This is a genomic window from Paenarthrobacter sp. 10N417 (genome assembly GCF_056394745.1).
The window spans coordinates 61,743-84,427 of sequence record NZ_JBFTIL010000015.1 but is presented as its reverse complement, the minus strand read 5'-3'; the positions used below and the strand labels follow the sequence as shown (position 1 = coordinate 84,427).

At 62.7% G+C, this 22,685-nt stretch carries 21 protein-coding genes and 1 riboswitch; of the genes, 6 read left to right on the top strand and 15 right to left on the bottom strand.

What is annotated here, in order from left to right; genetic code table 11:
• The first annotated feature begins 44 nt into the window (after positions 1-44).
• The 3 genes from AC1DCM_RS17935 to AC1DCM_RS17925 are packed head-to-tail and all read left to right on the top strand — an operon-like array spanning position 45 to position 2,615.
• Complete coding sequence (locus AC1DCM_RS17935; RefSeq protein WP_431118300.1) at positions 45-422, top strand: VOC family protein; 378 nt, start codon at positions 45-47, stop codon at positions 420-422.
• Positions 423-467: 45 nt separating this feature from the next.
• Positions 468-1,172 (top strand): HAD-IA family hydrolase, encoded by a 705-nt coding sequence (locus AC1DCM_RS17930; protein WP_442017372.1) that lies wholly within the window; start codon positions 468-470, stop codon positions 1,170-1,172.
• Between the two features lie 51 nt (positions 1,173-1,223).
• Entirely contained in the window at positions 1,224-2,615 is a 1,392-nt protein-coding gene (locus AC1DCM_RS17925) for a pyridoxal phosphate-dependent decarboxylase family protein (RefSeq protein ID WP_442017371.1), read from the top strand.
• 29 nt (positions 2,616-2,644) lie between these two features.
• Here AC1DCM_RS17925 and AC1DCM_RS17920 read toward each other — a convergent pair whose 3' ends face one another.
• The 4 genes from AC1DCM_RS17920 to AC1DCM_RS17905 form a co-directional block, all read right to left on the bottom strand.
• Positions 2,645-3,403, bottom strand: coding sequence for a MerR family transcriptional regulator (locus AC1DCM_RS17920; protein ID WP_442017370.1), 759 nt, complete (start codon positions 3,401-3,403; stop codon positions 2,645-2,647).
• Positions 3,404-3,588: 185 nt separating this feature from the next.
• Positions 3,589-4,419 (bottom strand): aggregation-promoting factor C-terminal-like domain-containing protein, encoded by an 831-nt coding sequence (locus tag AC1DCM_RS17915; protein ID WP_442017369.1) that lies wholly within the window; start codon positions 4,417-4,419, stop codon positions 3,589-3,591.
• 5 nt (positions 4,420-4,424) lie between these two features.
• A riboswitch (cyclic di-AMP (ydaO/yuaA leader) is annotated at positions 4,425-4,582 on the bottom strand.
• A 134-nt stretch (positions 4,583-4,716) separates the two neighbouring features.
• Positions 4,717-6,210 carry a sensor histidine kinase gene (locus AC1DCM_RS17910; protein WP_442017368.1) on the bottom strand — a complete coding sequence of 498 codons (1,494 nt, stop codon included), beginning with the start codon at positions 6,208-6,210 and terminating at the stop codon, positions 4,717-4,719.
• 3 nt (positions 6,211-6,213) lie between these two features.
• Positions 6,214-6,954 (bottom strand): response regulator transcription factor, encoded by a 741-nt coding sequence (locus AC1DCM_RS17905; RefSeq protein ID WP_431118309.1) that lies wholly within the window; start codon positions 6,952-6,954, stop codon positions 6,214-6,216.
• Between the two features lie 668 nt (positions 6,955-7,622).
• Between AC1DCM_RS17905 and AC1DCM_RS17900 the strand changes: the two genes are divergently transcribed.
• A complete protein-coding gene (locus tag AC1DCM_RS17900; RefSeq protein ID WP_442004719.1) occupies positions 7,623-8,489 on the top strand; it encodes a winged helix-turn-helix domain-containing protein in 867 nt (288 codons plus the stop codon).
• A gap of 328 nt (positions 8,490-8,817) precedes the next feature.
• The gene (locus AC1DCM_RS17895; protein WP_431118312.1) at positions 8,818-9,342 is read left to right on the top strand and encodes a SixA phosphatase family protein; all 525 of its coding nucleotides are present in this window, start codon (positions 8,818-8,820) and stop codon (positions 9,340-9,342) included.
• A 30-nt stretch (positions 9,343-9,372) separates the two neighbouring features.
• On the opposite strand, the gene AC1DCM_RS17890 is transcribed toward AC1DCM_RS17895, so the two are convergent.
• Positions 9,373-10,293, bottom strand: coding sequence for a LysR family transcriptional regulator (locus tag AC1DCM_RS17890; RefSeq protein ID WP_442017367.1), 921 nt, complete (start codon positions 10,291-10,293; stop codon positions 9,373-9,375).
• Positions 10,294-10,366: 73 nt separating this feature from the next.
• On the opposite strand from AC1DCM_RS17890, the gene AC1DCM_RS17885 reads away from it, so the two are divergent.
• Positions 10,367-11,278 (top strand): EamA family transporter, encoded by a 912-nt coding sequence (locus AC1DCM_RS17885; RefSeq protein ID WP_442017445.1) that lies wholly within the window; start codon positions 10,367-10,369, stop codon positions 11,276-11,278.
• A gap of 52 nt (positions 11,279-11,330) precedes the next feature.
• Here the strand turns inward: AC1DCM_RS17885 and AC1DCM_RS17880 are convergent, their stop codons facing one another.
• From AC1DCM_RS17880 to AC1DCM_RS17835, 10 genes are all read right to left on the bottom strand, one after another.
• Entirely contained in the window at positions 11,331-11,927 is a 597-nt protein-coding gene (locus AC1DCM_RS17880) for a hypothetical protein (protein ID WP_477519199.1), read from the bottom strand.
• A gap of 109 nt (positions 11,928-12,036) precedes the next feature.
• The gene (locus tag AC1DCM_RS17875; protein ID WP_442004723.1) at positions 12,037-12,687 is read right to left on the bottom strand and encodes a TetR/AcrR family transcriptional regulator; all 651 of its coding nucleotides are present in this window, start codon (positions 12,685-12,687) and stop codon (positions 12,037-12,039) included.
• Positions 12,684-14,720: a YhgE/Pip family protein gene (locus tag AC1DCM_RS17870; protein WP_442017365.1), complete on the bottom strand. Its 2,037-nt coding sequence runs from the start codon at positions 14,718-14,720 to the stop codon at positions 12,684-12,686. The genes AC1DCM_RS17875 and AC1DCM_RS17870 overlap by 4 nt, the downstream gene beginning before the upstream one ends.
• Positions 14,717-15,490, bottom strand: a complete 774-nt coding sequence (locus tag AC1DCM_RS17865) for a P-loop NTPase family protein (RefSeq protein ID WP_442017364.1) — start codon at positions 15,488-15,490, stop codon at positions 14,717-14,719. The genes AC1DCM_RS17870 and AC1DCM_RS17865 overlap by 4 nt, the downstream gene beginning before the upstream one ends.
• 69 nt (positions 15,491-15,559) lie before the next feature.
• A complete protein-coding gene (locus AC1DCM_RS17860; protein WP_442017363.1) occupies positions 15,560-17,017 on the bottom strand; it encodes a dihydrolipoyl dehydrogenase family protein in 1,458 nt (485 codons plus the stop codon).
• A gap of 97 nt (positions 17,018-17,114) precedes the next feature.
• Positions 17,115-17,801: an N-acetylmannosamine-6-phosphate 2-epimerase gene (locus AC1DCM_RS17855; RefSeq protein ID WP_442017362.1), complete on the bottom strand. Its 687-nt coding sequence runs from the start codon at positions 17,799-17,801 to the stop codon at positions 17,115-17,117.
• 14 nt (positions 17,802-17,815) lie between these two features.
• Positions 17,816-18,796 (bottom strand): ROK family protein, encoded by a 981-nt coding sequence (locus tag AC1DCM_RS17850; RefSeq protein WP_442017444.1) that lies wholly within the window; start codon positions 18,794-18,796, stop codon positions 17,816-17,818.
• Positions 18,797-18,815: 19 nt separating this feature from the next.
• Positions 18,816-19,733, bottom strand: coding sequence for a dihydrodipicolinate synthase family protein (locus AC1DCM_RS17845; protein WP_442017361.1), 918 nt, complete (start codon positions 19,731-19,733; stop codon positions 18,816-18,818).
• A 36-nt stretch (positions 19,734-19,769) separates the two neighbouring features.
• Entirely contained in the window at positions 19,770-20,576 is an 807-nt protein-coding gene (locus tag AC1DCM_RS17840; RefSeq protein WP_442017360.1) for an ATP-binding cassette domain-containing protein, read from the bottom strand.
• Complete coding sequence (locus AC1DCM_RS17835; RefSeq protein ID WP_477519198.1) at positions 20,573-22,684, bottom strand: dipeptide/oligopeptide/nickel ABC transporter permease/ATP-binding protein; 2,112 nt, start codon at positions 22,682-22,684, stop codon at positions 20,573-20,575. Before AC1DCM_RS17835 ends, AC1DCM_RS17840 begins: the two co-directional genes overlap by 4 nt.
• Position 22,685: the final 1 nt, after the last annotated feature.

Genomic DNA, 22,685 nt, shown 5'->3' with positions numbered 1-22,685 from the left:
TACGCCTCTACCGCTTTCCTGCGCGCCCCGTTAGCCTGTGGCGCATGGACTGGAAACTTGAACTGGTGTTTGTCCCTGTGTCCGACGTGGATCGCGCGAAGGATTTCTACGTCAACAAAGTTGGTTTCAATGCCGATTTCGATGAGCGTCCCATGGACGGCATCCGCTTTGTGCAGTTGACGCCGCCGGGATCGGCTTGTTCCATCGCGATCGGGGAGGGCCTCAGCGATGCTCCTCCCGGGACAGCGCCATCCCTTCAAATAGTGGTGAGCGACATCAATAAAGCCCACGAACAGCTCAAGGCCAATGGCGTCGAGGTCAGTGATATCGACGTTCAGGACTGGGGACACTTCGTCCATTTTGCGGACCCCGACGGCAATAAGTGGGCTGTGCAGTACATTCCGCACCGGCCCAACGGCTAAGTCACAGTTAGCCGCAACCCCTGCATGGTGCGGCAGGATGGATGCATGAGCCATCCTGCCGAGCCAACCTCGCCTTCCGCACACGCCGAGCGATCCTCTACCCTGACGGTTCGTGCTGTCCTGTTCGACATGGACGGAACACTGGTTGATTCCACGGCGATCGTCGAGCAAGTATGGCTGGAGTTCGCCGAACGATACGGCCTCGACTACAACGAAATCCTGCGGACGTCACACGGGGTGCAAGCGGGCGATACTGTGCGCCGTTATGCTCCGGCAGGAGCTGATCTTGAAGCTTTGACGGCCGAGCTGGGCGAGATGGAACGCACCAGGACCGACGGCGTGATTGCCCTTCCTGGCGCAGAAGCCCTGCTTGCATCATTGCCGGACGACGCCATCGCGCTTGTCACGTCCGCGGACCGCATCCTTGCCGACATCCGGATGAAGGCTGCCGGACTTTCCATGCCATCGACTACCGTCACCGCCGAAGGCGTTACGCGGGGCAAGCCGCACCCGGAGGGGTATCTCAAAGCCGCAGCGTTGCTGGGCGCGGAACCGGCCGACGTCGTGGTTTTTGAGGACGCTCCGGCAGGTATCGCCGCAGCCCGCGCCGCCGGGATGCGAACCGTGGTGGTGGGCGACGCCGGAGGCGAGCTTGAGCCGGGCATGTGGCGGATCCCGGACTACTCAGCCGTGATGGTCACAGCAGTGAAAGACGACGACGGCGGTCACCTCATCACCTTCACGCTCTAGCACTGTTCGCCTTCGCTGTTCCAGCCGGTGAACCGGGAGTAGGCTGTGCGCATGTCTGCGTTGCCGGAGGCGTACGGTGCTGCACTGGAGCGGGCCATGGCGCACGCTACGGAGTGGCTTGCGTCAGTGCCCAGCCGTTCAGTCCGGCCCACGTCCGACGCCGACCAAGTTGCCGCGAGCCTTCTTTCGAGCCTTCCCGACGAAGCAACGGACGCGGCTGACGTAGTAGACGAGCTCGCCGCATTGGCGGAGCCCGGGTTGATGGCCATCCAGTCCGGACGCTTCTACGGCTGGGTCATGGGCGGGACGTTGCCGGCTGCCATGGCTGCAGATTGGCTCGTCTCGGCGTGGGACCAAAACGCCGGGCTCAGGTTTGCGACTCCCGCTGCCGCTGCGATCGAAGAATCCGCGGCGGCCTGGCTCCTGGAACTATTGGATCTTCCCCGAGGGTCCGACATCGGGTTCACAACTGGCGCTACCACTGCCAACTTCGCGGGCCTGGCCGCCGGGCGCCAATACCTGATGGACGAGGCAGGATGGGACCTGGCGGACCTGGGCCTGACCGGCGCGCCGCTCATCACAACGTTTGCCGGCCGGGAACGGCACGCCGCCGTGGATCTCGCCCTGCGGTATCTGGGGCTGGGAGCGTGCGTGCCCGTGGACACGGACGATCAAGGCAGGATCCTGCCGGAAGCCCTTGCCGACGCCATGGACCAGCAACCCGGGCCTTCCCTCGTGTGCCTGCAGGCCGGCAACCTGCATTCCGGTGCGTTCGATCCGATGTCCGAAGCCATCGCGGTAGCCCATGACCGGGAGGCCTGGGTGCATGTGGATGGCGCCTTTGGGCTGTGGGCGGCAGTCAGCCCAAATCTGCGCGGGCGGCTGGCCGGAGTAGAGGCAGCCGATTCGTGGGCCACCGATGCCCACAAAACATTGAACGTCCCGTACGACTGCGGCTTGGCCATCGTCTCCCGGCCGGAAGCCCTTAGACGCGCCTTCAGCGTTCACACGAGTTACCTCATTGCAACGGAGACCGGACTGGGCGATCCGTTCGACAAAGTTCCGGAACTGTCCCGTAGGGCCCGCGGCATCCCGGTGTGGGCAGCGCTGCGACAGTTGGGCCGGTCCGGAGTCATTGCCATGGTGGACAGGCTTGCAGCAAACGCCCGCGCGTTGGCGGAGGGACTCGCGGAGATCCCGGGTGTGGAGATTCTGAACGACGTCGTGTTCACACAGGTATCGGTAGCCTTCGGCAGTGATGACCGCACACACCGCGTCACCCAGCGGCTCATGGCCGAAGGGCTTGTGTGGATGTCAGGTTCCTCATGGCGAGGACGCGACATCTTCCGGATTTCGGTCAGCAACTGGGCCACCGACGCAGGTGACGTCGCTGCCTCCATCGCAGCCGTTCGAGGTGCGGCAGAGGCCGAACCGGAAGCATAGGCCGAACCGGAAGTATAGGCACAGTCCAGTTACCGGGCCGAGCGCGCCTTTTCCAAATATGCCATCAGCCCGGCCAACTGCTCAGCGCTCCAAGGCAGGCCGGCGCTGATGGCCTTGCTGTTTTCCTGCCAGGCTGCACGCGCTGCACCTTTGGTGTCCTCACTCGAGTGGAACATGGAACCGATGCCGTCCCATGAGTGCACCCATTCCTGGACGGAAGGATCCGTGACGGGCCTGTTGGCTTCCACGTGCGCCAGTCCTTCTTCCACAAGGACGGCCCACTGCTGCTTGGCGGCTTCGACTTTTTCTGCGCCGAGTTCTTCCCGCTTGTCCGCGAGTTGCTGGCGTTGTTCGGCTGTGAAGTTGTTTTCGAGCACGGTAATCATCTCCAACGTTGACATGAATTGTTCAGGGGTGGGCATGGCGTGTCCGTCCATGCGTGACAACAGCTCGCCCAAACGGTTTTGGAGCGCCTGGAGTTGCTGGGCATGCTCCTGCACATGGACCAGCTGCTCTTTGAGGAGGCCTCGAAGAGACTCCAGATCATCCTCGGGCGTTTGCAGCGCCTTGCCGATGGCAGCGAGCGGAAGCCCCAGCATCTGAAGCGATCTGATCCGGTATAGGCGGCGCAGGTCGCTCTCCGAATACCGGCGATGACCAGATGATGTCCTTTGGCTTGCGGACAGCAGCCCGATCTCGTCGTAGTGGTGGAGCGTCCGCACGCTGACGCCACATGCTGTGGCCAGTTCACCGATGCTCCACGGTCCGGTTCCTGTTGTTCCCGTCATGGGCACAACGCTAAGTCCTGACGTTACGTGAGGTGCAAGCCGTCGCCACCTGAAACGCGAAAACCGCCCCGTTCCCGCTGTCAGCTGCAGTAATCACTGCTGCGAACGGCGGAAAACGGGGCGGTAATCAGGCCCTGCACGTTTGAGCCCGCTGGGGTGGGCTCAAACCTGCTTATTGAGTTGGCTTAGTACCAGTTGTTGGCCAAGTGGAAGGCGAGGGCGGCCGAGGGGGAGCCGTAGCGTTCCTTGATGTAGTTCAGGCCCCACTTGATCTGGGTTTGGTAGTTGGTCTCCCAGTCGGCGCCGGCAGTTGCCATCTTGGAAGCTGGCAGAGACTGCACGATTCCGTAGGCGCCACTGGACGCGTTGGTCGCGGTGGTCCGCCAGTTGGATTCCTTCTCCCACAGTGTGTTCAGGGCAGTCATTTCACCCGGACCCCAGCCGTAGCTGGCGAGGATGCTGGCGGCGTAAGCTTTGGCAGCAGCGGGATCGTCCACGGCCTTGGGAACAGCTGCTGCGGCTGCGGCTGCAGCAGCGGCGGCATCGGCAGCCTGCTTGGCGGCTGCATCAGCGGCAGCCTTTTCGGCGGCGGCTTGTGCGGCTGCTGCCTGGTCGGCGGCGGCTTTTTCGGCCGCAGCCTTCTCAGCGGCAGCCTTCTCGGCAGCGGCCTGTGCAGCTGCTGCTGCCTGATCTGCAGCGGCCCTATCGCCGGCGCCCTTCTTGGCAGCAGCATCCAGGGACGCAGAGATTTCCGCTGATTTGTTGCTGACCTGGGCCGTGGCTTGCGTCTCGGATGCCTGGCTCGTTTCCGGGAGGTTGAATGCGGCGTTTGCGGCCTGGCCAAGCGATGCGACGCCCAATGCTGCGGCAACGACTCCTGCAACAACGGACATGCGCTGACCGGTCTTGCCGCGGCGGGCAGCGGTCTTCAGAACAGACTGCGATTTGGTCAGGGGAGCGTTGTGTTCGTCACGGTGACGCGCGGAAGGGCGCGTCTGATCGTTGAATTCAGACATGTGTGATTACCTCTCAGCGCCTGCGGAGTTAGCTGTCGGGTTCGGATGAGGTCATCCGGCCGCGCGCGTAGCTGCGGCTTCACCCCAAGGGCAAGGAAAGTACTGTGCCCGGAGACTCTGGGTCCCCCGTCTCTGCCTCGAATGAGAACGGAACTCCGGGAAGTGGCAGAGCTCGGCGCATCCCGGGTGTGGGCCAACTATGGGCGACCCACCCTTTCGAAGGTACAGGAGGTTTCGGCTTAAGTCACATTTGGGTAACAGAGATCACGGTCACGGCGCGTCATGTTGCCTGATTCGTTATACGTGTTCGTTCGAAACTGACGGGAGTCTCAGAATGAACTCGGTGCACCCCGGCTTGGACGTTACTGCCACGCTTCCGCCGTGCGCTTGGACGATTGATTCGACGATTGACAAGCCCAATCCGGAGGTTCCTTCAGAGCCTGATCTCGCGGCGTCAGCGCGGGCAAAACGCGAGAAAACATGGCCCTGGAATTCAGGCGGAATGCCAGCCCCGTTGTCAGTGACCGTGACCACCGCGGTACCGTCCGCGGAGAGCACGACGCCAGTGATCACTGTGGTACCTGGATCGGTGTGTTTGCGGGCGTTGGACAGGAGATTGGCCAGCACCTGATGCAGCTGGGTTGCGTCCCCGCGTACCGTGATGGGCTCGTCGGGGAGTTGGAGCTTCCAGATGTGATCCGGTGCCATCACCTTTTCGTCGCTGACGGTCTCGATCACCAACTGGGTAAGGTCCACATCCGTGACCTTCAATGGCTGGCCTTCGTCCAACCGCGCCAACAGCAACAGGTCCTCCACCAGGGTGGTCATGCGTTCGGACTGGCTCTGGACGCGTGCCAGGGACTTCCGGCCGTCGTCCGTGAAGTTCTCCGTCATGCGGAGTAATTCGGTATATCCACGAATGGCGGTCAGCGGCGTCCGCAGTTCGTGGGAGGCATCCGCAACGAACTGCCGGACCTTGGTTTCGCTCTCCTGACGGGCTTCCAGGGCCCTGGAAACGTTGTTGAGCATTTGGTTCAAAGCGTGGCCAACGCTGCCTACTTCTGTTCCAGGATGGGAGGCCGACGGCGGTACGCGCACAGCGAGTGCCACTTCACCGGCGTCGAGGGGAAGGCGCGATACTTTGGTTGCAACCTCCGATAGTTGCTCCAGCGGCCGCATGGTCCGGCGAATGATGACGGTACCGGCAAGGCCGATCAGCACCAGTCCGCCAAGGGAAACAAACACCATGGTCCATACCAGCGAGGCCTCGGCATTTTGCTTATCAGCCAACGGCAGGCCCGTCACAATCACGTCGCCGTAGGTGGTATTTACTGCCACCAGCCGGTAGTCGCCGTTGGACAATGAACGGTCCACAGGCCGGTTGTCACGGGGGAGTGAGAGCAGGACCTGCTTGTCTTCTGCCGAAAGTGCGACGCGGCGGCCATTCGAATTTAGCAGGCCGGAGTTAATGACGGTGGAACCGTCAATCCTCGCGTTGAGGGTACCGGCACCTTGGCCGCGGGCCTCCAGAGGATCTGGCCGCCCGCTTGAGGGAAAGTTCGACGGCGGCCTGCCGAAGTCATTCGCGCGGCTTGACGCCTGCTCCAGCTGCTTATCGAGTTGCTTGTTGAAGTACATGTCCATGGAGGCGTAACTCACCACTCCGACTGCCCCGCAAATCGCTACCAGCAAGGCCATGGCCACCAGGACCAATCGCGTGCGCAGATGCCAGGTGGTGGGATTGAGCCAGTTCCGCTGGGTCTTGCGGGTTACTCCTGAAAGGGTGGACAAGATTCAGTCCGCAGGCTTGATGACGTAGCCGGCGCCACGGATGGTGTGGATCATTGGCGGGTGGTTGGCTTCGATTTTCTTGCGCAGGTAGGAAATGTAGAGCTCCACGATGTTGGCCTGCCCGCCGAAGTCATAGTCCCAGACGCGGTCCAGGATCTGCGCCTTGCTGACCACGCGCTTGGGGTTCTCCATAAGGTAACGAAGCAGCTCGAACTGCGTTGCCGTGAGCTGGATGTCTTCGCCGGCGCGCGAGACTTCCCGTGTATCCACGTTCAGCGTGAGATCACCCACCACCAGTTCCGCCGTGTCCATGGCGGCAACGCCCGAACGTTGGACGAGCCTGTGCAGGCGAAGGAGGACTTCCTCCATGCTGAAGGGCTTGGTGACGTAGTCGTCCCCGCCGGCGGCAAGACCTACGATGCGGTCCTGGACAGCGTCCTTGGCCGTGAGAAAGAGCGCGGGCACTTCCGGCGCGAAGGTACGGATCCGGTTGAGGACCTCGACGCCGTCGAATCCTGGAAGCATCACGTCCAGCACCAGCACGTCAGGGCGGAAGTCCTTGGCAAGCTTCACGGCTTCTGGTCCGTCGGCTGCTACCGCGACGGACCAGCCTGCCATGCGAAGGCCCATGCTCATGAGCTCGGAGAGGCTGGGTTCGTCGTCCACCACCAAGGCGCGGATAGGAGAGCCGTCCGGGTGGGAAAGCTGGGGAAGGTTGTTCGTCATGGAGTGCGGGGATGCCATGGGACAACTCTCCATTCTTCTGGTTTGGCGAAGCTTTGCCGAGCCTGTGAGGACGCTGTGAGGTCAACACTAGCGACGTGGGAGTTCGGTGGAAGGCGTTGCGGGGCATGGCCGTCCCATGCGCGCCCTTTCTACGGCTTGTAGCAGATTTTGAGGGAAAAATTCGAGACGAGAGTGGCTTGCGATTGGACAGCAAGTGTTTCAGATCTTGAGATTCCGTCGTCTTGCGCCTGCCGGGAATCAGGAAGGGCATCATGCACCATTGGCCGAAGAAAATTCACCATAAGCCGAATATTTCTTATCGGAACCGAATGAAATGACGTTCATTTTCCGTAGTGAAAGAATTGTGATCTGCAGCACAATAGACCCTCTTGTCTCAAAATGTGGACGGTTAGGCGCTTTGTTACTTGCGTGTTGCCATTGTTACGTTGCACACTTCCAATGTGAACAAGAACTCAACAGCACCTGCAGCCGCAGCAATCTGGTCCAGCTCACCCGCTGGCGACGTGACCCGCTGTTGTCGAATGCAAGCCTAACTTTCCACCCCAAAGAAGTTTCAGGCATTCGCCCCCTAGCCCAGCGTTGGGCGCCCTTCCCCAAACTCATTGCGGGGACAACCAGCATTCGAAGCCGCGATGACGGCTATTCACTTTTGAGGTAATCACTCCATGTCAGTTGCATCCGGTTACGTCCACATCTCCGTCCGAAACGCCAACAAGGCCGCTTCAAACGCAGGGCTCCGCCCCGGCTTCGGCAACCGTCCCGGCTACGCCCCCGCCCCCCAGGGCAACGGCCAGCAGGCTCCCGGCTACGTGCCACAGGGGTACAACCCCAACTCCTACGGCCAGTTGCGGGCAGTTCCCACCAACGAGCCAGCACCCATGACGGCGCCTACTCCTGTCATTGCGCAGTCTGACCGCCTTCGCCCCGTCGCCAACGACAACGTGGCCCGCGGTTTCGTGCTCTACATGGGCATCGACGAAGAGACAGCAGCAGCGGCAGGAACCTCCATCGCTAAGCTCGCCCAGGAAATCCGGGCCTACGCACAGTCCCTGGTCACCGGCGCTGAGAGCTACGCTGCAGTCGCCGTCGCACCGGCCGGGGCGCCCGGGTCCGCACTCGACGTCGTACGTTCCACTTTCGGTGACCCCACAGTCGCCGCCCGCCAGCGCACCGAGGCTGCCCGCCCGGCACCGCAGCAGGAAGCCCGCCCCTCCGGCGTGCTGATCGACCTCGCCCGCCGCGAAGTCCACCTCGACGGCGAGTCCCTGAACCTGACGTTCAAGGAATTCGAGCTCCTCAACTACCTCGTGGAAAACGGCACCCGCACGGTGGGCCGCGACGAACTGCTTGAGGGCCTGTGGCGCAACGCCGAAGAAGTACCGAACGAGCGCACCATCGACGTCCACATCCGCCGCCTCCGTTCCAAGCTGGGTCGCCTGGCCAACACGGTGCGCACCGTACGCGGCCAGGGCTACCGCTTCTACGAGCACCCCGAAGTTATCGTTTGGGCCGCTCCGGAATACTCGATCTAAGTAGCTGCTGCAGCCGAAAGCGCCTGTCCTGTAAGGGCGGGCGCTTTCGCTTTCGCGGGACGATCCTGTCAGGTCGCGGGCCCTTTCGCTTTCGCGGGACGATCCCTTTGCGCCTGCGCCTGCGCTCGTGCCTCACGCAACAACGGCGCTTTCGGGATGCCCCGCTACGCTACAGCGCCCGCTGCAAGATGCCCCGCTACGCTACCGCGCCCTCACCAAAGTGGCCCGCTGCGCTACAGCGCCCGCACCATGCCCGGGCTTCCCTCTCGTGCTCCCGTGAGTATTGGCCTCCGCGGCGGATGGGGGTTTGCGGCTATAGGGTTGGTTTATGAGTGACCATCACATCAGGCGCCTGGTGATTATGCGGCATGCCAAAGCCGATTGGCCCATGGGGGTGCCGGACCATGAGCGTCCGCTGGAGGAACGCGGACACCGTGAGGCTCCGCTGGCTGGTAGGTGGCTGCTCAAGCATGGCGTGGTTCCGGACTTCATTCTGTGCTCGTCTGCGGTGAGGACCCGCCAAACCTGCACGTGGGTGTGCGATGAGCTGGGGGACAAAGCCCCGACGCCCAAGCTCGAGGACGGTTTGTACGCCGCTTCAGCGAATCGAATGTTGACCGTGATCAACCACGTCCCGGACACCGTCACCACTTTGATGGTGATCTCGCACATGCCCGGCGTCCAGGATCTGGCCATGCACCTCGCATCGCGCGACTCAGACCATGATGCTTACATGGACGCTGCCACGCGGTACCCAACCAGTGCTTTGACGGTGCTTGAGACTGAGAAGTCATGGGCGGAACTGGATGGGCAGGACGCCCGTCTGACGCACTTTAAGGTGCCCCGCAAGTAACAGCGCCGTCGTTTGGCCCGTACGGATGGTTTAACCCCGTACTGGCAGTTCGTGCTCGGCCGCTATTTCGCGGAGAAGCCTGACGGCGTGCCGGATATTGGGGCTGGCGGTCATGGTCTTTCGATACACGATTCCCACTGCCCGCTGCTGAATGGGATTAACGACCGGCACCGCAACCACGCCAGGTGGCAGGGGCGGCCTGCCCAGCCGAGGCACAAGCGCCACGGCCACGGCCTGCTCCACCATGGCAATATGGGTGGAGAAGTCGGGATCGTAGACACGGATGTCGGGGACGCGCCCAAGCCCTGCGAAGATCTGCAGAAGGGCTTCGTTGCAGATGGCGCCAGCCGGCGTACTGACCCAAATTTCATCCAGCAGGTCTTCACGCTCGACGACGGTCCGTCCAGCGAGTGCGTGGGTGCTGTTAACCAGGACGTCGGCCTGGTCCAGGCAAAGGTCCTCGTGCACCAGATTTTCCGGAATGACCAGCGGCACGGAGTTCCAGTTGTGCACCACGGCCAGCTCGGCTTCGCCTAAGGCCACTCGTTGGACGGCCTCACGTGGGTCCTCGGCCAGCACGCTGATTTCAAGCTCAGAATCGGTGGTCCCGATGCGTCCGAGCATTGGCCCCACCAAGCCACGGCAGGCAGTGGAGAATGCTACGAGCCGCAGCAGACCCGAGGGCTTCGCGGGATCGGCGAGGAGCGTTGCCTGCAGTTCCTCGAGCTCGTCCATGATTCGCCGCCCGTAGCCAGCGAGGGCAAGGCCCCGTTCGGTAAGGAGTACACCACGGCCGTTCCGTTCCAGGACGGCTACGCCCGTTTGCTTCTCCAGCTTCTTGATCTGCTGGGAAACTGCTGACGGACTGTAGCCCATCACGTCGGAGGCGGCCACTACCGATCCGTGCTGTTCCACAGCTACAAGAGCACGCAAAGCTGAAATGTCGATCATGAAGTAAATCTACGTGGTTTCATGCTGAATTCAACGCTGGTGCTTAAACCAATCGCATGCCAGAGTGATTCTTGTGAACCTCCGCCACTCCGCACTCGCCGTCCTTGTCGCTGTCCTCTGGGGCGTGAACTTTGTCGCCATAGACCTGGGCCTTCACGCCAACGGTCGCGATGTCCCGCCGCTGCTTTTCGTCGCCTTCCGCTTCCTGCTGGTCGTGTTTCCGTTCATCCTGTTCATCCGCAAACCGGACGTGAGCTGGAAGGCGATCATCGGCGTCGGGCTTTTCATGAGCGCCGGTCAGTTCGGGTTGCTGTACCTGGGCATGGCGCTGGGGATGCCGGCCGGCCTGGCATCGCTGGTTCTCCAGGCCCAGGTGCTGTTCACGATCCTGCTCGCCGCGAAGTTCCTGGGAGAGAGGCCCAGCCGCCGCCAAATGGCAGGCGTGGTGCTGGGTATCGCAGGCCTGGGAGTGGTGGCACTGGGACGAAGTGCCGTGGCGCCTGTCCTTCCGCTCATGATTGTGCTGGCCGCTGCCTTGTCCTGGGCTGTGGGCAACGTGGTGGCCCGGCACTCGAAGGCTGCGTCAGGCCTTGGCTTGGTGGTGTGGTCGGGGGCCGTGGTGCCGCTCCCGTTGGCGGGATTGTCACTTGTGGTGGACTGTCCGGACACCGTGTGGGCGACCATCACGAACCTCCAAATGCCCACCATCCTGAGCGCCATCTACACGGCGGTTTTCGCCTCGCTTATTGGGTACGGAATCTGGAACCGGCTGTTGTCCCTCTACCCGAGTTCCGACGTCGTGCCTTTCACGCTGTTGGTTCCGGTGGTCGGCATGACGGCGGCCTGGTTGGTCCTGAACGAGATTCCCACCGTTGCCGAGATCATGGGCGGCCTGATCCTGCTGCTCGGTGTTGCCACTGCAGTCCTGGGAGTTGGGCGGAAGCGTCCCGAAGTGACCGTTGCAGGGGCCGCTCTGCGCGTCTAATCGTTCGGGAGGCACGCAGAGCGGGCCCCGCAAGGCTGGCGTTTGGAGATCGCTAGCGCTTGGAGGCAGGTTTGCGTTGAGACGGAACGCCCGACGTCGGACGCTTGGCTGCCGCTGTAGGTGTGCGGGGTGTTGCGGGACGCTTCGCCGGAGAGGCCTTGGCGGAGCTCGAAGGACGTGCCGTCGATGTAGTTGGGCGTTTTGCCGGCGCGGCTGGACGTGAGTTGGGAGCTCGTTTAGTTGGCGTTGTGGTTCTTTTGGCCACCGGCGTGGGTCGCCTGGCCCGGCTGGAACCGAACGATGGCACCACGGCCCCGAGGAACAGCACAGCCAGGGTTCCAACCCCAGCCACGGCGGCCAGGTAGAAGTAGATGTCTGAGTCCTCGGTACTTACGGCACTTCCCATGGCGTTGGCGTCCTGGTTGAACGCGAGGCCCCACATGCGCAGGAACGCGATGCTGAAGCCGATGAACAAGCTGGTGCCTGCAGCGCCAAGGAGAACCACGAGGTATCGGCGCCGGTTGAAGACCTGCACTATCGATGCCAAATAGCAGGTCAGCACCGCTCCCAGAAACAGATACAGGACCAGTTCTTCAAGGACCACGGCTGCGAGGACCAAGAGCCCGAGCGACATAAAAGCGGTTACCACCGCAAGCTTTCCGCTGTTCCCCATGTGACGCATGAGTCTAATCATCGCCGACCAGCGGGCTACGCCACGCCGTCGTAGATTGCAGTTGGATACCGTTGCGGACGGTCACCTACTTGATGACGTACCCATGCATGATGGTCATGACCGCGGCCACGCTCTGTTCCCGGGTACGCTCCGGGTTGTAGGTTTGCCGGTCGAGTCCCACCACGAAGATGGCCCCGAAGATGGCCGCCTCCAGGCTCCCGCGGGCGATGGACTCGTCCACCTTGTATCCGGAAGCCACACGTTCCACCGCAGAGCCGATGACCGCGAGGAGTTCTGCCCGGAGTTCGGCGAACACAGCACTCCACTCGCCCGGCGTCCGCCAGTTTTCGCTGACCCACAGACGAGCGAATGACGGGTATTCGTCCATGAATTCCATGGCCTGGCCCACCATGTTCTTCATGGATTCCAGGGGATCGCTGGCTTGGCCTTCGATTGCCTGGAGGCGGACCAGCATAATGTCCACGCCGTGCCGCAGCAGCTGCGCGATCAGGTCCGATTTACTGCCGAAGTTATAGTAAACCGTACCCTTGGACACGCCGGCCGCGGCCGCAATCTCATCCACGGTGACACCTGCAGCGCCACGTTCGCCAATCAGCTCCATGGACGCCTCGAAGAGGCGCTGCTTGGTGGCGTTGGTGCGCCCGGGGCGCAACTTCTTCTCCGCGTTTCCTGCCGCGGCCCCCAGCTCTGAAGGGGCCGGCTCGGTGGTACTCATACGGCGATCTCCGGCTTCAGCGTCTTGAGGGTCCACATCTTGTGTTTGCGGACCGCGAGAGTGGACAGTGCCGCTCCCAGCAAAGTGTATCCAAGCAGGCCCAGAACTGTTGGCCAGATCATGCTGAGTTCCCCGCCGTAGATCAGGTGCCGCATTCCCGTCACCACGTAGCCCATGGGCAGGACTTCGTGCACCACGTGAAGTGGCATGGGGGTGGTCTGCCAGGGGAACGTACCGCCCGAGGACACAAGCTGCAGGACCAGCAGGATCAGCACCACGAACTTGCCCGGAGTACCCATGAGCGCCACGATGCCCTGGATGATCGCACTGAACGCCATCACCGCGGCTAACATGAACAACCACATGCCTACGGGGTGGGCGGCGTTCAAGCCGAGGCCCAGATTCACCACGAGGGTCAGGATGGTGGCCTGCAGGACCGAGACAACGAAGAACGGAAGCCAGCCACCCACCGCGATTTTCCAGGCGCGTGCGTTGGATGCCAGCGCGCGCTGGGTGATGGGGCGCATGGCCTGCACCAGCATGAATACGCCGATCCACAGGGCCAGGGTCAGGAAAAAGGGTGCCAGGCCGGCCCCGTAAGATCCTGCCTTGGCCTGCGATACGTTGTCCACCGCGACGGGATCGGCGATCACTTTGGACACACTGCTCTTCTGTTCATCGTTCGGGTTGGGGATTTCTCCGGCACCCTTGGCGAGTTCTGTGGCCAGTGTGTGTGAGCCATCGGAGGCCTTCACCGCGCCATTGGCAAGCTGTCCGGCGCCGTCGTTGAGTTGATGGGCGCCGTCGTCGAGCTTTATGGCGCCATCCAGTGCGCTCTGCTGGCCGGCGGCCAGCGCGGACGCCCCGGTTCTCAACTGTCCGGCTCCGGCCGCTGCCTGCGAAATCGCGTCTGTCAACGTTGGTGTAGCCGCGGCAAGCTTCGATGCGCCGGCGCTCACGGCAGCTGAACCATCCGAGAGCTGCTGGATTTTGGCGGCGTCGCCCGCGATCTTGGCCTTGGCGTCGGTAACCGGGCCAGAGGTTGCAGTGGAGTCGAAATCGGCCAGGACCTTGTCAGCCTGCTCCTGGGTGAGCACGCCGGCGCTAACCAGCCGCACATTGGATTCGACAACACGATTGCGAAGGCCTTTGTCTGCTGCATCAAGCTGCCCGACGACGTCCTGGACTTTCGCATTCAGCTCCGCGTTCCCGGCTGCTACTTGCGCGGCGCCGTCGGCGAGTTTCTGCGAATCGGCAGGCATGGTGGAGGTCTTGCTCTTCAGTTCGTTTAATCCTGAACTTAACTGGCTGGCGCCTGTGTTCAGCTGGACGGCTCCGTCTCGCAGTTTCGTTTGTCCCGCCACCAGCTGGTCTGCTCCGGTCACCAATTGGGTGGTGCCATCATGCAACGTTGCTGCGCCGTCGCTGAGCTGGCCCACGCCCGTGGCGAGCTGGGATGCTCCGTCCGCTGCCTTCACGATGGAGGCGTGGATGGTGCCGAAGCCGGTGAGGAGTTGGTTTGCTGTTTCCTCGCCCACCTCCTTGGCCACCGTTGAGTGCACGGCTGTGGTGAGCTTGTCCACGATGGTGCTCAGGAGGTAGTTGTTGGCGTCGTTGGTGGTGACATGGAGCATTGCCTGGTTGGCGGCGTCGAAACTGCCGGGGGAGACCAGGTTGGCGGAGAAGTCCTTGGGGATGCGCAGCGCGAAGGCGTATTCGCCTGAACGGACGCCGGCATCCGCAGCTTCCGCGCTGGAAACCTGCTTCCAATTGAAGACGTGGCCATCCACCAAGCTGTCGGCAACCTTCTTGCCGGCCTGCAGCTCGGTGCCATCCTTCGAGGTTGCCCCGGTGTCCTCTACTACCAAGGCGGCGTCGATCTGGTTGAGGTTGCCGTAAGGATCCCAGTTGGCATAGAGGTACACCGCACCGTAGAGCAGCGGCACCATGGTCAGGGCCAGAATGGTCAGCTTGGGCAGGAGCCCGCCGGTCATGCGCTTGAGTTCGGAGCGGGCGAGCCGCAGAACAGTCACTTTGCAGTCCTTTGGAGGTCTTGGAATTCAGGTTCGGATGCTTCGTCTTGAATCTCGCGGGCCGCGATTGGGGTCGTTGTCGATTGCGCGTTCGTTGCCTTTGCCGGCTGGGCGGACACTTCAACGGTTTCCGGTTCCGGCGCGTGGGCGACTGAGTTGCCAATCACCGCAGCAGGGCCAGTCCAGTTGTCCGGGAGGGCACCGACGACGGCGACGACGGCGAGGGGTCGCCCGGCGTCGGACGCCAGTGCCTCAAGTCGGGGCAGCCATGCCGCGGGATCGGCGCTGTGGCGATCGGGGGAGTCGACCACGAGGAGGTCCGTTGCCGGATCTGCCAAAGCGAGGGCGGTCAGGAGCTCGAGCCGGCGGCTGGCGGAAAGCTGTTCAACCCATAGGCCGGCGATGTCCTCAAAGCTGTTGATCTTCAGCCACGGCTTGCTCAGCAGGGCGCCACGATAACGGCGGGGGATGAGGGAGAGGTCCTCTGTGACGAGGTCGCGAACACTTAGATGCTGTTCAGGCTCATTGACGCCGGGCGAGTCCACCAAGGCGCTCGCCAGCCGGATCTTCTTGGTCTTGCTGTTGTTGTCCCAACTGAGGACGCCGTTGCTGGGTTTCATGCGTCCACTGAGTGCCAAGGCCAAGGCGGTCCGCTGATCCTGGCCTTCGCCAGCCACGAGCAAGAGTTCGCCACGACGGGCCTGGAGTGACGTTGCCGGAAGGAGATCGTCCCGGCGGCCGTTGATCTGGAGTTGCTGTACGGACAGCACAATGAGCCTTTCGCAGAAATGGTGTCTGCTGAAAGTCTAACTGAACTGACTGGTCAGTTCAAATAGGAGTTAAAGGCCGTACTTCTCCAAGAGACGTAACCACACCTCGCTGATGGTGGGGTACGACGGCACCGCGTGCCACAACCTGTCCAAGGGGACTTCGCCGACGATCGCGATGGTGGCGGAGTGGAGCAGTTCCGCCACCCCGGGCCCGACGAACGTGGCACCCAGAATGACTTTGCGGTCCTCGTCCACCACGATCTGCGCCCACCCTTTGAAATCGGGGGAATAGAGTTGGGATCCGGAGACATTGATGGGCAACTCCACTCCGGTGACATGCTTGCCTTGGAGCAGGGCCTGTTCAAGGCTCGGGCCCACCGAGGCCACTTCCGGATCCGTGAAGACGACGCTTGGAATGGCGTGCTCGTTGGCTGTGTGGGCCCACGCGCTCCAAGGTTTCGGGGCGCCGGAGAGTTTACCGTTTGCCCTTGCGACGATTGCATCACCGGTTGCCCGGGCTTCATACTTTCCCTGGTGCGTGAGCAAGACTTTGCCCGCGGCATCGCCTGCCGCGTACAACCAGAGTCCGCTGGTGCCATCGCTTGCCGGCCCCTCCACCAGCCCACTGGCGTCCGTAGTGAGCCGGAGCGGTTTCCCGTTCTGCGGTTCAACGCCCACATTTTCCAAACCCAAATTGGCCAACGCTGGATGCCGGCCAGATGCGACCAGGAGTTTGTCGGCCGTGACGGCCTCGCCGTTGAACGTGACTGACACCGAGCCGTCGTCGTTCTTTTCCACTTTGTCCACATCAGTGTGGAGATGGACTGTTACCCCATCAGCCCGCAGCCCGGCCAGGACCAGGTCGGCCGCCTCTTCGGAGTAGCTGCTCAGAAGTCGACCACGAGCAATGAGTGTCACCACCGAACCAAGTCGGGCAAAAGCCTGGGCCAATTCGACGCCGGCCACTCCGCCTCCGAGCACCGCGAACCGCTGGGGGATGACTTTTGCGGCAGTGGCGCCGCGAGTGGTCCAGAAGGGTACGTCCTTGAGGCCCTCAACATCCGGGATGGTAGGGGTTGAGCCTGTAGCAACAACCACTGCATGGTGTGCCTTGAGCGCATAGCTGTTGCCGTCGAGCCCGTCCACCTGGACCTCCCGCGGTCCTGTGATGCGCCCCCGCCCACGGATCAGCTCGATGCCGGCACTATCCAGCCACTCGACCTGGCTCCCGTCCTGCCAATTGTTCGTAAACCAGTCCCGGTGTTTCAGGGCCGACTCTGCGTCGATGACTCCCGTTACCGCTTCCGAAGCCCCGGGAATTCCCTGCGCCGCGTGGAGGACGCTGCCTGGCCGGAGGAGTGCTTTGGAAGGAATGCACGCCCAGTACGAGCATTCGCCGCCCACCAATTCGCTTTCCACAATCACTGCCGTCAGTCCGCCACGAACCACCCTGTCCGCCACGTTTTCCCCGACGGCGCCCGCGCCGATCACAATTACGTCGAATTCACGGGAGCTCTCGGCATTCATGGGAGAAGCCTACAACTGCTACCTCTGCGTTGTGAGGCCCGGGCGGCGTGGGCCCTGGTATGGCTTTGGGGCGCAGAGTAGGCGCCGCAAGTCAGGGCTACGCGTGCATCGCGCCCTTGAACCAGCCCGTAATCGTGGCTGGGTGTGTGATCGCGGTCCCGACAACAACGGCAAACGCTCCGGCGTCGAGGGCCTGCCGTGCATGGGCCGGGGTCTGGATGCGGCCTTCTGCGATGAGTGGCTTACCCAAGTCGGCGGAAGCGATCTGCTTCAGCAAATCCAGATCCGGACCGTCGGTCTTCGGGCGCTCGCCGGTATAGCCGGACAGGGTGGTTCCGATCAGGTCTGCGCCGGCTTCAACAGCTGCCACGGCGTCATCGAAGGAACCGCAGTCCGCCATGACCAAGGCGTGGGACTCGGCGTGGATGCCAGCAACGGTGGCTCCCAGCGACAAACCATCGGGGCGAGCCAGGCGCGTTCCGTCAATCGCCACAATATGCGCGCCCGCGTTCGCCACGGCAAGCGCGTGCCGGAGCGTGGGGGTGATGAAGACGCCATCGTGACCGTCCTTCCAGAGGCCGACGACGGGAACTTCGACGGCGGCACGAGTGAACTGTACGTCGGCCAACCCTTGGACTCGGATCGCCGCAGCACCGCCGATGACCGCTGATGCCGCCACCTGTCCCGTAGTTCGCGGATCACGCATCGGCTCGCCCGGGTAGGCCTGGCAGGAGACGATCAGCTGGGAACGGAGGGCTTCGAGGCCTTCGAGGGTCAGGATCATGTTGTCTCTTTCTTCTAAAGGACGAGTTTCGCGGCACCAACGATGGCCGCGGTGTTGCCAAGGGTTGCCCGGACCACGGGGACCTCGGCAAGAGGCACCAGTAGCTCTTGGCGGAGGGCGGCTTCCATGGGCTCCCACCAGAGCCCACCGGCGTCCGCCAGGCCACCTGAAATGACTACGGTTTCAGGGTCAAGAATGTTGATGAGTCCGCCCACGGCTTGACCTGCGGCGGCCGCCCCGAGACCTATGGCACGCAAGGCGGCGGCTCGGCTGACAGTGGCGGCAGCACCGCCGTCGGGCACGCCAGCAGGAGCACCGGAAGCCAGCACGAACACGCCACGCGTATCCGCCGCCTCGCGTGAAGAACCACCAAATCGCAGGTACGACTCGTGAATGGCGGGCCCCGAAGCCACGGCCTCGACGTGCCCGGCATGGCCGCATACACATGGCAGCGCTGCCCCATCAAATGTGGCGTAGGGCGAGGCAAAATGCCCAACATGACCGCCAACAGAGTGATGCCCCAAAACAGGAGCGCCATCCACCACGAAGCTGCCGCCAACGCCTGTCCCGAACGCCACCATCAGAGAAGTGGACGTTCCAGCTGCGGCACCAAGCCAAGCTTCTCCGAGAGCATGAGCGTGGACATCGTTGACGGTGCGCACCGAAGCAGCCGGAAAGGAAAGACGGGCAGCAAGCCCGGTAACAAGCTCAGTCCCCGCCCAACCATGAATCGCATCCGTGGCAGACAAGACAGCCCCGGAAGACGCGTTAATCACCCCAGCGGAGCCGACGCCGACGCCGGACACGGAATGTCCGGCGTCGGCAGCGCGTTGCATCAAACCCGATACCAGGGCAGCGGTGGCGTCGAGGATCGCTTCGCCACCGGCCCGGTTCAACGTCGGAATGGATTCCGAGAAGAGCACTTCACCAAAGCCGGAAACAACCCCGGCGGCGGTTTTGGTGCCGCCGAGGTCAACGCCGATCACGTGGGTCATGGAAGCGGTCATGGAAAACCTAGACCAGCCCGTTCCGCTCCAGGATTTCACGGATCAGCGCCGTCTCATCGGAGTTCAGGGACAGCATGGGCTCGCTCATCGTGTTGGACTCAATGACGCCCATGACCTGCAGCGCGGTCTTGAACGCTCCCAGCCCAGCGGCGCCGCCGGAGACACGGCCGTTGGGCGTGTAGACGATCTCGAAGACGTCGGCCAAACGGTCCTGCTCCCGGGCCGCACCCGCCCAGTCGCCAGCCTGCGCGGCGTCGAACAGCCGGCGGTAGCCCGCCGGATCAACGTTGCCAAGGCCCGGAACAACACCCTGGGCGCCACCAAGGAGGGCGCCGTCCACCACAACTTCGTGACCGGTGAAGATGTCGAAGTTGGGAATGTCCTTGGCCGCCAGGAGCAGCTGGCGGAACGAAACGTCGTCGCCGGAGGAGTCCTTCACGCCGGCGATGACACCATCACGGCCCAGGCGGACCAAGAGGTCCGTTGGCAGTTTGAAGTGGGTTCGGACGGGGACGTCGTAAGCGAAGATTGGCTTCTCGACGGCTGCGTGGATGCTGCGAAAATGAGTTTCAGTCTCCGCGGCGTTGCCGATGGCGTAGTACATGGAGGTCACCACGATCGCGTCAGCGCCCAGGTCCACCACTTTTCGGGCCTCCTCGATCACCCGGTTGGTGGTTTGCTCGTTGGCGCCGACGATCAGCGGGACCGCTCCGGCGTTGGCGTCGGCGATGGTGGAGACCACCAGCTCACGCTCATCATTGGTGAGGTAGGGGACTTCCCCGGAGGAGCCGAGGACGAAAAGTCCGGACACGCCGCCGTCGATCAGGTGCTTGGTGACGTTCTTCAGCGACGCAGTGTCGATGCTGCCGTCGGAGTGGCGTGGTGTGATGACCGGGGGAATGACGCCCTGGAACTGAGTGGACACAGAAATCTCCGTTGTTGGTAGCTGGTGAGGGGAAAACTAGATGTGGAGAAGGCTCGGCGCGGCGCCCAGCAGCTTCTTGGTGTAATCGTTTCCGGGGTTGTCGAAGACCTGTGCGGCTGTGCCTTGCTCGACGATTTTGCCGAAGTACATGACGCAGATGCGGTCCGAAACATAGCGGACGGTTTGGATGTCGTGAGAGATGAACACCATGCCCAGGTTCAGCTGGGTCTTCAGATCCGACAACAGGTTCAGGACCTGCGCCCGGACGGAAACGTCCAGGGCCGACGTCGGCTCATCCGCCACGATGATGTCCGGATCGAGCGCCAGTGCCCGGGCGATTGCCACACGTTGGCGCTGACCACCGGAAACCTGCGACGGCGTCACCTCGGCTGCCGATTGCGGCAAGCCAACCAGCGCCAACAGTTCCTTGACCTTGGCAGCGCGGCTTGCCGCGTTCCCGATGCCGTGGATCTGAAGGGGGTCGGTGAGGATGTCCTGGATGGTCATGCGTGGGTTGAGCGCCGTAGCCGGGTCCTGGAAGACCACGGAGACCGAGCGGCCAAACTGCTTGCGCATGGCAGCGTTGCGCTTGATGGCTGGCTTTCCGTGAAACAAAACCTTGCCCGACGTCGGCGGCTGAAGTCCCACGAGAACTGAAGCGAGGGTGGACTTGCCACAGCCGGACTCACCAACGATGCCCACGGTTTCGCCGCGGCTGATGGTGAAGTCCACTCCGTCAACAGCTTTGACGATGTTGGGCCGGAATAATCCGCCGGTCCTGGCGTGGTGATAGACCTTGACGTCCTGGAGCTCGATGACCGGCTTGGAGCTTGATTCGCTCATTTTGCGTCCTCCTTCAAGTGGCTGGCCCAATAGTGATCCGCAGCGTCGGCATTGGGAGACGGGACGGTGGTGAGGACGAGCTTTTGGTTGGGGTCGGCGTCAGCCCTGAGTGAGCGGGCCGCGAAGCGGTCGCCCGAAGCAAAGTCGCGTGGTGAAGGGACTGTGCCGGGGATCTGGTGCAGCCGGACGGCGTCGGCCTCTATGGAGAGGACGGCACCCAACAAGCCACGGGTGTACTCGTGCTTGGGATTCTGCAGAAGCTCGGAAGCCTGTGCGGATTCCACCACTTGGCCGGCGTACATGACTGTGATGCGGTGAGCCAGGGAGGCCACCAAGGCGAGGTCGTGGCTGACGAATACCATGGCAAAACCGAGTTGCTCACGGAGTTCGTTGAGCAGATCCACCACCTGCTTTTGCACGGTGACATCCAAGGCCGTGGTGGGCTCATCGGCCACCACGATTTTCGGCGATCGGGACAGGGCCATGGCAATCAGCACGCGCTGGCGTTGGCCGCCGGAGAGCTCGTGGGGGTAGCTGGCAAGCGTCCTGGCGGGGTCCAGTTTCACCATTTCCAGCAGTTCAGCGGGTGTCTTTCGGCCGCCACGTTTGGTGAGCTGCTCCAGCTGGTCCTTGATCTTCATGGAGGGGTTCAGCGAGCTCAACGCATCCTGGTAGACCATGGCAATCTGCTCGCCGCGCAGCCCCTCATAGGCCTTGGGGTTGCTGTGCTGGGTCTTCGCGTCCAGGAGTTCCTTGCCATCAAACAGGATGGAACCGGTGACCTGGGCTGTCTTGGGCAGAAGGCCCATCACAGCGAGTGAGGTGATCGATTTACCGCAACCGGACTCCCCCACCAGGCCCATGGTTTCGCCTTCGCGGACCGTGAAGGAGACGTTGTCCACGATCGCGGTTTCGCCGAAGCGGCCCGGGAAACGGATGGAGAGGTTCTTCACCTCAAGGACATTCCGCGCGCCTGCCGGCACCTGGGGGAGGCGGTCCGTGCGCTTGGCTTCGATGGCTGCCAGCAGTTCCAGTTCGCGGTCCAGCAGGAGGTGCGGTTTGGCGGCTGCAGCGTTCACATCGGTGAGAAGAGCTGACTTGCCGAAGACTTCGGTGACGGTGCGATCGGAAGCCGGACGAACGCCGTCGAGCTCGTGTTCCTCAACCACCGACGGCTGAGCTACGGACGTTGCAACCTCAGTGTCCACGGCCAGAACTGCGGCAGAGCCGTCGTCGTCCTTCACTGCGGGCGCGCGGCGAAGCTTCGGGTTCACCATGGCGTCGGTGAGGCCCTCCGCGAGGATGTTCAGGGACAGGACGGTCAACAGAATTGTCAGGCCAGCGAACGTGGTGGCCCACCAGCCACCGGAAAGAACCAGATTGCGGCCGTAGGAGATCACATTGCCCCAAGAGGGGGCGGGATCCTGAACGCCCGCGCCCAGGAAGGAGAGCGAGGCTTCCAGGATGATGGCGTCGGCCACCATCACTGTGGCGAACACCAGCACCGGAGCGGCGGTGTTGCGGACGATGTGCTTGACCAGGATGTAGAAGCGGCCAGCACCGATCACGCGTTCGGCACGGACGTAGTCTTCGCCGTATTGCGCCAGCACGTTGGCGCGGACCACTCGTGCAAGCTGCGGGGTGTAGATGATGGCGATCGCGATGATGATGGTGGGAACCGAGTTGCCAAAGGCAGCCAACAATACGGCTGCAAGGGCGATACCCGGGAACGCCATGAGGATGTCCATGAGCCGCATGATGATCTCGTTCACGGACTTGCTGGACGTCGCTGCGAAGGAGCCCAGGAGCGCACCGGCGAGGATGGCTAGACCAACCGCGCCGAGGCCGATCAAAAGTGACGACTGTGCGCCGAAGAGCAGGCGCGAGAAAATGTCGCGGCCCAGGCGGTCGGTGCCGAAGAAGTGTTCAGCGCCCGGCGGGGTGGCCGGAATGAAGGTCTCCAGCGGATCGTGCGGGGCGATGATCGGCGCGAAAATGGCCGCGAGGACAATCATGATGAGGAAGAGCAGGGCGATGCGGGAGCCCCAGGGCAGGGCCTTGAAGCGGATGCCCGGTGCACTTAGCCGTTCTGCGAGCTTGCTGCGCATG